Origin of the sequence: Streptomyces sp. SID14515 (assembly GCF_010548505.1) — a bacterium.
In the GTDB taxonomy this organism is placed as follows: Bacteria; Actinomycetota; Actinomycetes; order Streptomycetales; family Streptomycetaceae; genus Streptomyces; species Streptomyces caviscabies.
Genome location: NZ_JAAGMH010000029.1, coordinates 20,519 through 31,879 on the forward strand (window position 1 = coordinate 20,519; position 11,361 = coordinate 31,879).

The 11,361-nt window shown below is 68.0% G+C and carries 9 protein-coding genes, 1 rRNA gene and 1 pseudogene; 9 read left to right on the plus strand and 2 right to left on the minus strand.

The features are described 5' to 3' along the window. Window positions 1–29 precede the first annotated feature (29 nt). The 5 genes and pseudogenes from rpsO to G3I54_RS05365 all read left to right on the plus strand — a co-directional run. Entirely contained in the window at window positions 30–320 is a 291-nt protein-coding gene (rpsO, locus tag G3I54_RS05345; RefSeq protein ID WP_003965855.1) for a 30S ribosomal protein S15, read from the plus strand. Between the two features lie 304 nt (window positions 321–624). Further along, complete coding sequence (locus tag G3I54_RS05350) at window positions 625–2,838, plus strand: polyribonucleotide nucleotidyltransferase (protein ID WP_164611656.1); 2,214 nt, start codon at window positions 625–627, stop codon at window positions 2,836–2,838. Further along, window positions 2,835–4,214 carry a pitrilysin family protein gene (locus G3I54_RS05355; RefSeq protein WP_164611644.1) on the plus strand — a complete coding sequence of 460 codons (1,380 nt, stop codon included), beginning with the start codon at window positions 2,835–2,837 and terminating at the stop codon, window positions 4,212–4,214. Before G3I54_RS05350 ends, G3I54_RS05355 begins: the two co-directional genes overlap by 4 nt. 33 nt (window positions 4,215–4,247) lie before the next feature. After that, on the plus strand, window positions 4,248–5,000 hold the full coding sequence (gene dapB / locus G3I54_RS05360) for a 4-hydroxy-tetrahydrodipicolinate reductase (protein WP_164611646.1): 753 nt from the start codon (window positions 4,248–4,250) through the stop codon (window positions 4,998–5,000). 11 nt (window positions 5,001–5,011) lie between these two features. Continuing rightward, window positions 5,012–5,464: pseudogene (locus tag G3I54_RS05365) on the plus strand (tetratricopeptide repeat protein); the annotation flags it as partial. Between the two features lie 321 nt (window positions 5,465–5,785). On the opposite strand, the gene G3I54_RS05370 reads toward G3I54_RS05365, so the two are convergent. Both G3I54_RS05370 and G3I54_RS05375 read right to left on the minus strand, forming a co-directional pair. Next, window positions 5,786–6,337 carry a hypothetical protein gene (locus G3I54_RS05370; protein ID WP_164611650.1) on the minus strand — a complete coding sequence of 184 codons (552 nt, stop codon included), beginning with the start codon at window positions 6,335–6,337 and terminating at the stop codon, window positions 5,786–5,788. A gap of 125 nt (window positions 6,338–6,462) precedes the next feature. After that, on the minus strand, window positions 6,463–6,702 hold the full coding sequence (locus tag G3I54_RS05375; RefSeq protein WP_164611652.1) for a hypothetical protein: 240 nt from the start codon (window positions 6,700–6,702) through the stop codon (window positions 6,463–6,465). A 196-nt stretch (window positions 6,703–6,898) separates the two neighbouring features. On the opposite strand from G3I54_RS05375, the gene thyX reads away from it, so the two are divergent. From thyX to G3I54_RS05395, 4 genes are all read left to right on the plus strand, one after another. Continuing rightward, window positions 6,899–7,636, plus strand: a complete 738-nt coding sequence (gene thyX, locus G3I54_RS05380) for an FAD-dependent thymidylate synthase (RefSeq protein ID WP_164611658.1) — start codon at window positions 6,899–6,901, stop codon at window positions 7,634–7,636. Window positions 7,637–7,788: 152 nt separating this feature from the next. Next, window positions 7,789–8,688, plus strand: coding sequence for a 4-hydroxy-tetrahydrodipicolinate synthase (gene dapA, locus G3I54_RS05385; protein ID WP_030589914.1), 900 nt, complete (start codon window positions 7,789–7,791; stop codon window positions 8,686–8,688). Between the two features lie 130 nt (window positions 8,689–8,818). Then, on the plus strand, window positions 8,819–10,504 hold the full coding sequence (locus tag G3I54_RS05390; protein WP_164611654.1) for a ribonuclease J: 1,686 nt from the start codon (window positions 8,819–8,821) through the stop codon (window positions 10,502–10,504). Between the two features lie 623 nt (window positions 10,505–11,127). Then, window positions 11,128–11,361: ribosomal RNA gene (locus tag G3I54_RS05395) — 16S ribosomal RNA — on the plus strand; the annotation flags it as partial.

Consider the following 11,361-nt stretch of genomic DNA (forward strand, 5'->3'; position numbering starts at 1 on the left):
GGGCGCTTCGAACATCAAGAGGAGTACGCGTGCCGCTCGACGCCGCTACGAAGAAGCAGATCATGTCCGAGTTCGCCCAGAAGGAGGGTGACACCGGATCCCCCGAGGTCCAGGTCGCCATGCTCTCCCGCCGGATCTCGGACCTGACGGAGCACCTCAAGACGCACAAGCACGACCACCACTCCCGTCGTGGTCTGCTGATCCTGGTCGGCCAGCGTCGCCGCCTCCTGCAGTACCTGGCCAAGAAGGACATCCAGCGCTTCCGTGCGCTCGTCGACCGCCTCGGCATCCGCCGTGGCGCGGCCGGCGGCGCCAAGTAAGGACGCTGTGGAAAGGGAGCGGTTCCCGCGTTTGAGGGGACCGCTCCCTTTGCCGTACGTGCACGACCGGTGTCAAGCTCAGTAACCTGGGCGTAGCGACACCCGCACGACCAGCGTGACGAACACGCACGCAAGACGAGGGAGAGGCGCGACGACGCCGCCGCCGGTCCTCGGTAGTGGCCCCCGGGAACATGCCCGGGAGCTTCGATCGAAGACCGGCCCGCATCCACGGTGCGCCTCTCCCGCACCGTCCCCCGCCACACGGGCGTGAGGACGAAAGACGACGAGTATGGAGAAATCACTAGTGGAGAACGAGACCCACTACGCCGAGGCCGTTATCGACAACGGAACCTTCGGCACCCGCACCATCCGCTTCGAGACGGGCCGCCTGGCCAAGCAGGCCGCCGGCTCCGCCGTCGCGTATCTGGACGACGACACCATGGTGCTGTCGGCCACCACCGCTTCCAAGCGGCCCAAGGACAACCTCGACTTCTTCCCCCTCACGGTGGACGTCGAGGAGCGGCAGTACGCGGCCGGCAAGATCCCCGGCTCCTTCTTCCGTCGTGAGGGCCGGCCCTCCGAGGACGCGATCCTCACCTGCCGCCTGATCGACCGCCCGCTGCGCCCCTCCTTCAAGAAGGGCCTGCGCAACGAGATCCAGATCGTCGAGACGATCATGGCGCTCAACCCCGACCACCTGTACGACGTGGTCGCGATCAACGCCGCCTCCTGCTCCACCATCCTGGCGGGCCTGCCCTTCTCCGGCCCGATCGGCGCCACCCGCGTCGCCCTGATCAAGGGCCAGTGGGTCGCGTTCCCGACGCACACCGAGCTCGAGGACGCCGTCTTCGACATGGTCGTCGCCGGTCGCGTCCTGGAGGACGGCGACGTCGCGATCATGATGGTCGAGGCCGAGGCCACCGAGAAGACCATCCAGCTCGTCAAGGACGGCGCCGAGGCCCCCACCGAGGAGATCGTCGCCGCCGGTCTGGACGCCGCGAAGCCCTTCATCAAGGCGCTCTGCAAGGCCCAGTCCGACCTCGCCTCCAAGGCCGCCAAGCCGGTCGGCGAGTTCCCGGTCTTCCTCGACTACCAGGACGACGTCTTCGAGGCGCTCGCCAAGGCCGTCACCTCCGAGCTGACGCAGGCGCTCACCATCGCCGGCAAGCAGGACCGCGAGGCCGAGCTGGACCGCGTCAAGGAGATCGCCGCCGAGAAGCTGCTCCCGGCCTTCGAGGGCCGCGAGAAGGAGATCTCCGCCGCGTACCGCGCGCTGACCAAGAAGCTGGTCCGCGAGCGCGTCATCAAGGACAAGGTCCGCATCGACGGCCGCGGCGTCACGGACATCCGTACGCTCGCCGCCGAGGTCGAGGCCATCCCGCGCGTGCACGGCTCGGCGCTGTTCGAGCGTGGCGAGACCCAGATCCTGGGCGTCACCACCCTCAACATGCTCCGCATGGAGCAGCAGCTGGACACCCTCTCCCCGGTGACCCGCAAGCGCTACATGCACAACTACAACTTCCCGCCGTACTCCGTCGGCGAGACCGGCCGCGTGGGCTCGCCCAAGCGCCGCGAGATCGGCCACGGAGCGCTCGCCGAGCGCGCCATCGTGCCGGTCCTCCCGTCGCGCGAGGAGTTCCCCTACGCGATCCGCCAGGTCTCCGAGGCGCTGGGCTCCAACGGCTCGACGTCCATGGGCTCGGTCTGCGCCTCCACCATGTCGCTGCTGAACGCCGGTGTGCCCCTCAAGGCCGCCGTCGCCGGTATCGCCATGGGCCTGATCTCGCAGGAGATCGACGGCAAGACCCACTACGTCGCCCTCACCGACATCCTCGGTGCGGAGGACGCCTTCGGCGACATGGACTTCAAGGTCGCCGGCACCAAGCAGTTCGTGACCGCGCTCCAGCTCGACACCAAGCTCGACGGCATCCCCGCCTCGGTCCTGGCCGCCGCGCTGAAGCAGGCCCGTGACGCGCGTCTGCACATCCTGGACGTCATGAACGAGGCCATCGACGTCCCGGACGAGATGTCCCCGAACGCCCCCCGGATCATCACCGTCAAGATCCCGGTGGACAAGATCGGTGAGGTCATCGGCCCCAAGGGCAAGATGATCAACCAGATCCAGGAGGACACCGGCGCCGACATCACGATCGAGGACGACGGCACCATCTACATCGGTGCCCAGCAGGGTTCGCAGGCCGAGGCCGCCCGCGCCACGATCAACGCGATCGCCAACCCGACCATGCCGGAGGTCGGCGAGCGCTACCTGGGTACGGTCGTCAAGACCACCACCTTCGGTGCGTTCGTCTCGCTCATGCCGGGCAAGGACGGCCTGCTGCACATCTCGCAGATCCGCAAGCTCGCCGGTGGCAAGCGCGTGGAGAACGTCGAGGACGTGCTCGGCGTCGGCGCCAAGGTCCAGGTCGAGATCGCCGAGATCGACTCCCGCGGCAAGCTCTCCCTGATCCCGGTCGTCGAGGGTGAAGAGGACGAGAAGAAGGACGACACCGACAAGTGACGTCCCGTAGTTCCGCGACGACGGCCCGCCCCTCCTCGGAGGGGCGGGCCGTCGCCCGTACCCAAACGCTTCTGAAGGGCAAGGACGGCATCGGCACCGTCCGCCGGACCGTCCTCCCGGGCGGTCTGCGGATCGTCACCGAGACCCTGCCCTCCGTCCGGTCCGCCACCTTCGGCATCTGGGCCAACGTCGGTTCCCGCGACGAGACGCCCACCCTGAACGGCGCGACCCACTACCTCGAACACCTCCTCTTCAAGGGCACCGCCCAGCGCACCGCCCTCGACATCTCCTCCGCGATCGACGCGGTCGGCGGCGAGATGAACGCCTTCACGGCGAAGGAGTACACCTGCTACTACGCGCGGGTCCTGGACACCGACCTGCCGCTCGCGATCGACGTCGTCTGCGACATGCTGACCGGCTCGCTGATCGCCCCCGAGGACGTCGACGCCGAGCGCGGCGTCATCCTCGAAGAGATCGCGATGACCGAGGACGACCCGGGCGACTGTGTGCACGACCTGTTCGCGCACACGATGCTCGGCGACACCCCCCTCGGCCGCCCGGTCCTCGGCACCGTCGACACGATCAACGCGCTGAACCGCGGCCAGATCGCCCGCTTCTACAAGAAGCACTACGACCCCACGCACCTGGTCGTCGCCGCCGCCGGCAACGTCGACCACGCCACGGTCGTACGCCAGGTCCGCAAGGCCTTCGAGAAGGCCGGCGCCCTCTCCCGTACGGACGCCGTCCCGATGGCGCCCCGCGAGGGCTCCCGCACCCTGCGCACCGCCGGCAAGGTCGAGCTGCTGAACCGCAAGACCGAGCAGGCCCACGTGGTCCTCGGCATGCCCGGCCTCGCCCGCACCGACGACCGCCGCTGGGCGCTCGGCGTCCTCAACACCGCCCTCGGCGGCGGCATGAGCTCCCGCCTCTTCCAGGAGGTCCGGGAGAAGCGCGGCCTGGCCTACAGCGTGTACTCGTACACCTCGGGCTTCGCCGACTGCGGCCTCTTCGGCGTCTACGCGGGCTGCCGGCCCAGCCAGGTCCACGACGTCCTGAAGATCTGCCGCGACGAACTGGACCGGGTCGCCACCCACGGCCTGGACGACGACGAGGTCGCCCGCGCCATCGGGCAGCTCTCCGGCTCCACCGTCCTCGGCCTGGAGGACACCGGCGCGCTGATGAACCGTATCGGCAAGAGCGAGCTGTGCTGGGGCGAGCAGATGTCGGTCGACGACATGCTGGCCAGCATCGCGGAGGTCACCCCCGACGACGTACGGGAGGTGGCGGGCGAGCTCCTCACCCAGCGCCCCTCGCTCTCGGTCATCGGCCCGCTCAAGGACAAGCAGGCGGACCGCCTGGAAGAAGCGGTCTCCTAATCCCTTAATCCCTTAATCCCTTAAGGAATCAAGATGAGCAAGCTGCGCGTAGCCGTTCTCGGTGCGAAGGGCCGCATCGGCTCCGAGGCCGTACGGGCGATCGAGGCCGCCGACGACCTGGAGCTGGTGGCGGCCCTGGGCCGGGGGGACAAGCTGGAGACCCTCGCCGACGCGGGCGCCCAGGCCGTCGTCGAGCTCACCACCCCCGCGTCGGTGATGGGCAACCTCGACTTCTGTGTCCGGCACGGCATCCACGCCGTCGTCGGCACCACGGGCTGGACCGACGAACGGCTCGCGCAGCTGACCACCTGGCTGGAGAACTCCCCGGGGACGGGCGTCCTGATCGCCCCGAACTTCTCCATCGGTGCCGTCCTGACCATGAAGTTCGCGGAGCAGGCCGCCCGCTACTTCGAGTCCGTCGAGGTCGTCGAGCTCCACCACCCCAACAAGGTCGACGCCCCCTCCGGCACGGCCACCCGCACCGCCCAGCTCATCGCGGCGGCCCGCGCCAAGGCGGGCAGCGCCCCCCAGCCGGACGCCACCGCAACCGCCCTGGACGGCGCGCGCGGCGCGGACGTCGACGGCGTCCCGGTCCACGCGATCCGGCTCCGCGGCCTGCTGGCCCACCAGGAAGTGCTCCTCGGCGGCGAGGGCGAGACCCTCACCATCCGCCACGACTCCCTCCACCACAGCAGCTTCATGCCGGGCATCCTGCTCGGCGTCCGCCGCGTGGTGACCACTCCCGGCCTCACGTTCGGCCTGGAACACTTCCTCGACCTGAACTGACTGAGCCCCTCATGCGCGCAAAGATCACCTACCTCGTCACGGCCGCCGTCCTGGTCTTCTACTTCGTCCTGGTCGGCAGCCGTGGCCTGATGCTCATCCGGCACGGCACGCTCGTCACGGTCACGTTCGGCGTCGCCGTGCTGGTCCTGCCGGTGATCGGCATCTGGTTCCTCTGGAAGAACACCCAGTTCGTCCGTCGCGCCAACGCGCTGGCCGCCGAGCTGGACGCGGAGGGCGGCCTCCCGGTCGACGACCTGCTCCGCACACCGTCCGGCCGCATCGACCGGGACTCCGCGGACGCGGTCTTCACCAAGCGCCGTGAGGAGACCGAGGACGCCCCGGACGACTGGCGCACCTGGTTCAGGCTGGCGGTCGCCTACCAGGACGCCAGAGACACCCCGAGAGCCCGCAAGGCGATGCAGCGAGCGATCGCCCTGCACCGCTCCGCCCCGAGCTCCCCTTCGGCTCCTCCCGCCCCTTCCAGCGCGCCGGACACCCCCGCCCCTTCCAGCGCGCCGGACGCCCCCGCACCCTCTAGCGCGTCGGACATCCCCGCCCCCTCCGACGCGCCGGATATCCCCGCACCTTCCAGCCCGGCCGCACCCACCAGCCCGTCCGGCGCTTGAGGACACCAACCAAGCCCGTCCGGCGCTTGAGGACACCAACCAAGCCCGTCCGGCGATTGAGGACACCTTTCCCGCCGCACGCCCGTACGCAGATGAGCCCGGGACCCATTCAAGGGCCCCGGGCTCACTCACGTACAGGCGGCGACGGCAGGCAGAAACTCACCCCTGCCGATACTCGTCCGCCCAGGCCTCCACCGCATCCGTGGCCCGCTCGAACGCTTCCTCACGCCCGAGGAAGTCCGCGTTGTGGTCGGTGGCCAGCGGCGGCAGCGTCTCACCGCTCTGCCGGACCACCACGAGCGCCTGGCCCTGGACCGTACGGGGAAGGCCCATCCACTTCACGGGCTGCTGGACCGTACGCACCGCCGACGTGCCGCTCCAGGCCACCGTGGTGGTCCGGAAGAAGCCGACACGCCGCACGCCGTGACGGCTGACCCACGCGCCGACCCGCAGCAGCCGCAGGGCTGCGGCGATGACGGCGCCGGCCAGAGTCAGACACACGGTGGCGCCCGAAGGCGCTCCGGCCACACCGATGATCATGGCCGCGAGCAGAACGAACGAGGCCAGCAACAACAGGGTGGCCGCCGCCGCGACCCGCCACGGGCCGGGGCGGTAGGGCCGCCGCCAGCTGTCGTGGTCGTCGAACGGCAGCGCAACGTCCTCCGCGCTCGCATCGAATGCGCGGTCGGCCGTCAGAAAGGGCAGGGGCACGACTCATCCTCACTCACAAGCACGCTCGATTGCTGTGCCCGGTGAGGCTACCGAGGGTGCCACCGACCCGACCACCCCAGGGGGTCCGTACGAGTCAGCGGCCTACGCGGCCGACGACGTACGAGTCAGCGGCCCTGGGACGCGGTGGACTGCTTGTCGTGCCCCGCGGACTGCCCGGAGTCGAGCGCCGGAAGCCCCAGCAGCAGTGAGCCCACGAGACCGGCGACCACGGTCAGCCCGACGAGGGACCGCCCCAGCAGCTCGGGAACGGTGGCGCGGGCGGAGGGAGGCGGAGTGACATTACTGCGGAATCGGTCGGACTCGGCGACGAACGAGAACGGGACGGCTTCACGCCGGCGGAACATGAGGAAGCTCTCCTTGATCTGAGTGGCGGGTGCTGCTAATGAGTCAGACGTACGAGAGACCGGATCGGTGCCCGAATCGCCGTACTTGTTGGGGGAACTCCACGAACGGCTGCCCGAGACCGCCACGTACATGCACGGTCCGCAGGCCCGTAAAGTGGTCGCCGCCCGAGCGAAGCCCCTGGAAGGACCCCTGTCGGTGACCGACACCCCCGAACCCGCAAAGCCCCACTTCCGCAGCGATGTCACCGTCGAGCTGGTGAAGAGCGACGCGCGCGACGCGGACGTGCTGTTCGCCGCCCGGGTCTCCACCGCCGGCGAGCAGTCGCTCGAAGAGGTCACCAAGGACCCCGAGCGCTCCAAGGGGCTCATCAACTACCTCATGCGCGACCGGCACGGCAGCCCGTTCGAGCACAACTCGATGACCTTCTTCATCAGCGCCCCGATCTTCGTCTTCCGCGAGTTCATGCGGCACCGCGTCGGCTGGTCGTACAACGAGGAATCGGGCCGCTACAGGGAGCTGGAGCCGGTCTTCTACATCCCCGGAACCTCCCGCAAGCTGGTCCAGCAGGGCCGCCCCGGCAAGTACGTGTTCGTCGAGGGCACCGAGGAGCAGTACGACGTCACCACCCGCGCCATGGAGGAGTCCTACCGGGCCTCCTACGCGGCCTACCAGGAGATGCTGGCGGAGGGCGTGGCCCGCGAGGTCGCCCGCGCGGTCCTGCCGGTCGGCCTGTTCTCCTCGATGTACGCCACCTGCAACGCACGCTCCCTGATGCACTTCCTCGGCCTGCGCACCCAGCACGAGCTGGCGAAGGTCCCGTCCTTCCCGCAGCGCGAGATCGAGATGGTCGGCGAGCAGATGGAAGCCCACTGGGAGCAGCTCATGCCGCTCACTCATGCGGCCTTCAACAAAAATGGACGGGTAGCCCCGTAGGCGGTGTCCGTATTGCGGCGTTTCGAGAAGTTCATCTAGGCTGATCAAACGGACCCGGCACTGCTTGAACCCCCGAGCAGGCAGTGCCGGGCTCCTCTTCCCCGTCCCCCCGAGGGGACCCCGCGCGCTGAGCAGCGAGTAGCGTGTTACCCATGGCTCCGATCTCCACTCCGCAGACCCCCTTCGGGCGGGTCCTCACCGCTATGGTCACGCCCTTCACGGCGGACGGCGCTCTCGACCTCGACGGCGCCCAGCGGCTCGCCGCCCACCTGGTGGACGCAGGCAATGACGGCCTGATCGTCAACGGCACCACCGGTGAGTCCCCGACCACCAGTGACACGGAGAAGGACCAGCTCGTACGAGCGGTACTCGAAGCGGTCGGCGACCGAGCGCATGTCGTCGCCGGCATCGGCACCAACGACACCCGCCACAGCGTCGAGCTCGCCCGGACGGCCGAGCGCACCGGCGCCCACGGCCTGCTCGCCGTCACGCCGTACTACAACAAGCCGCCGCAGGAGGGCCTGCTCCGGCACTTCACGGCCATCGCCGACTCCACCGGCCTGCCCGTGATGCTGTACGACATCCCCGGCCGCAGCGGCGTCCCGATCGACACCGAGACCCTCGTCCGGCTGGCCGATCACCCGCGGATCGTCGCGAACAAGGACGCCAAGGGCGACCTGGGCCGCGCCAGCTGGGCCATCGCCGAATCGGGACTGGCCTGGTATTCCGGCGACGACATGCTCAACCTGCCGCTCCTCTCGGTCGGCGCGGTCGGCTTCGTCTCCGTGGTCGGCCACATGGTCACCCCGGACCTGCGGGCCCTGATCGAGGCGCACCTGAGCGGCGACGTCCAGAAGGCCACCGAGATCCACCAGAAGCTGCTCCCGGTCTTCACAGGCATGTTCCGCACCCAGGGCGTCATCACCACGAAGGCCGCCCTGACCCTCCAGGGCCTCCCGGCCGGACCGCTGCGCCTGCCCCTGGTGGAGCTCAGCGCCCAGGAGACGGCCCAGCTCAAGATCGATCTCGCCGCCGGCGGGGTACAGCTCTGATCACAGACTTCACAACTGAACACGCGAGGCGACTCGCATCGAGCACCACCCCAAGACAACAGCAAGTGCACGAATGACATGCGCGCCACGTGCCTCAGCGGTACGTGGCGTGCGTGGTAAGGAGAGTCTTTTGAGTCATCCGCATCCTGAACTCGGTACCCCGCCGAAGCTCCCGAAGGGCGCCCTGCGGGTCACCCCGCTCGGCGGCCTGGGCGAGATCGGCCGCAACATGACGGTCTTCGAGTACGGCGGCCGCCTGCTCATCGTCGACTGCGGCGTCCTCTTTCCCGAGGAGGAGCAGCCGGGCATCGACCTGATCCTCCCGGACTTCACCACGATCCGGGACCGCCTGGACGACATCGAGGGCATCGTCCTCACGCACGGCCACGAGGACCACATCGGTGGTGTCCCGTATCTGCTGCGCCTGAAGCCGGACATCCCCCTCATCGGCTCCAAGCTGACCCTCGCGCTCATCGAGGCGAAGCTCCAGGAACACCGGATCCGTCCGTACACCCTCGAGGTCACCGAGGGACAGCGCGAGCGCATCGGCGTCTTCGACTGCGAGTTCATCGCGGTCAACCACTCGATCCCGGACGCGCTCGCCGTCGCCATCCGCACCCCCGCGGGCATGGCCGTGGCCACCGGTGACTTCAAGATGGACCAGCTTCCGCTGGACGGCCGTCTCACCGACCTGCACGCGTTCGCGCGCCTCAGCGAGGAGGGCATCGACCTCCTCCTGTCCGACTCCACGAACGCCGAGGTTCCCGGCTTCGTACCGCCGGAGCGGGACATCTCCAACGTCCTGCGCACGGTCTTCGCGAACGCTCAGAAGCGCATCATCGTGGCGAGCTTCGCGAGCCATGTGCATCGCATCCAGCAGATTCTGGACGCCGCCCACGAGTACGGCCGAAGGGTCGCCTTCGTCGGCCGCTCGATGGTCCGCAACATGGGCATCGCCCGCGACCTGGGCTACCTGAAGGTTCCCGCCGGCCTGGTCGTCGACGTCAAGACCCTCGACGACCTCCCGGACGACGAGGTCGTGCTGGTCTGCACGGGTTCGCAGGGCGAGCCGATGGCGGCCCTCTCCCGGATGGCCAACCGCGACCACCAGATCCGGATCGTTCCCGGCGACACGGTGATCCTGGCGTCGTCCCTCATCCCCGGCAACGAGAACGCGGTCTACCGCGTGATCAACGGCCTGACCCGCTGGGGCGCCAACGTCGTCCACAAGGGCAACGCCAAGGTCCACGTCTCGGGCCACGCCTCGGCCGGCGAGCTGCTGTACTTCTACAACATCTGCAAGCCGAAGAACCTGATGCCGGTCCACGGCGAATGGCGCCACCTGCGGGCCAACGCCGAACTGGGCGCGCTCACCGGCGTACCCAAGGACCACATCGTCATCGCCGAGGACGGCGTGGTCGTCGACCTCATCGACGGCAAGGCCAAGATCGTCGGCAAGGTCCAGGCCGGTTACGTCTACGTCGACGGCCTCTCCGTCGGCGACGTCACCGAGACCTCCCTCAAGGACCGCCGCATCCTCGGCGACGAGGGCATCATCTCGGTCTTCATCGTGGTCGACAGCTCCTCCGGCAAGATCGTGGGCGGCCCCCACATCCAGGCCCGGGGTTCCGGCATCGACGACAGTGCTTTCGTCGCGGTCACGCCGAAGATCCAGGAAGCCCTGGACAAGTCGGCACAGGACGGCGTGATGGAGCCCCACCAGCTCCAGCAGATGGTCCGCCGCACCGTCGGTAAGTGGGTGTCCGACACCTACCGTCGGCGCCCGATGATCCTTCCGGTCGTCGTCGAGGTCTGACCCCTCGCAACCGTCTGACCTGGAGCGGGGCCCTCGATTTGCATCGGGGAGCCCCGCTCCAGTACGTTTACGTCTCCGCCTGAACGGGAAGCACCGCGCGCACTCGTGCGCCCGGAGAACCACCCGACGGGGCGGGAATTCCGACTCAGAATCTCTGATAAAGTCGGATCCGCCGAAAGGCAAGGCCACTCCACAGGCTGCCGGAAATCGAATTCGGACCGGAAACGGAACGAAAAAGAGTCTGGTAAAGTTGGAACCGCCGGAAAGGGAAAACGCGAAAGCGAAGAACCTCGAAAGCACCCCGCTTCGACCGGGAATCGGACACGAAAGAGTCTGATAGAGTCGGAAACGCAAGAACGAAGGGAAGCGCCCGGAGGGCCCCGGTGAAACGGGACCGAAGGAAGCGTCCGTTCCTTGAGAACTCAACAGCGTGCCAAAAGTCAACGCCAGATATGTTGATACCCCGGCCTGCTTCGGCAGGTTGGTGGTTCCTTTGAAAGTCCTACCGGGTTCACTTCGGTGACCGGGTAGGCAATGACACAGCGAGGACGCTGTGAACAACGGGTCTTATTCCGACCGGTTGTTCCGCTCTCGTGATGTGTGCACCCGATTACGGGTAAACATTCACGGAGAGTTTGATCCTGGCTCAGGACGAACGCTGGCGGCGTGCTTAACACATGCAAGTCGAACGATGAAACCGCTTCGGTGGTGGATTAGTGGCGAACGGGTGAGTAACACGTGGGCAATCTGCCCTTCACTCTGGGACAAGCCCTGGAAACGGGGTCTAATACCGGATAACACTCTGTCCCGCATGGGACGGGGTTAAAAGCTCCGGCGGTGAAGGATGAGCCCGCGGC

What these genes read in the sequence shown, in the direction of transcription:
- dapB (WP_164611646.1), top strand. Translation starts at nt 4,248, where the DNA reads ATGAGCAAGCTGCGCGTAGCCGTTCTCGGTGCGAAGGGCCGCATCGGC.
- dapA (WP_030589914.1), top strand. Translation starts at nt 7,789, where the DNA reads ATGGCTCCGATCTCCACTCCGCAGACCCCCTTCGGGCGGGTCCTCACC.
- G3I54_RS05375 (WP_164611652.1), bottom strand. Translation starts at nt 6,702, where the DNA reads ATGTTCCGCCGGCGTGAAGCCGTCCCGTTCTCGTTCGTCGCCGAGTCC.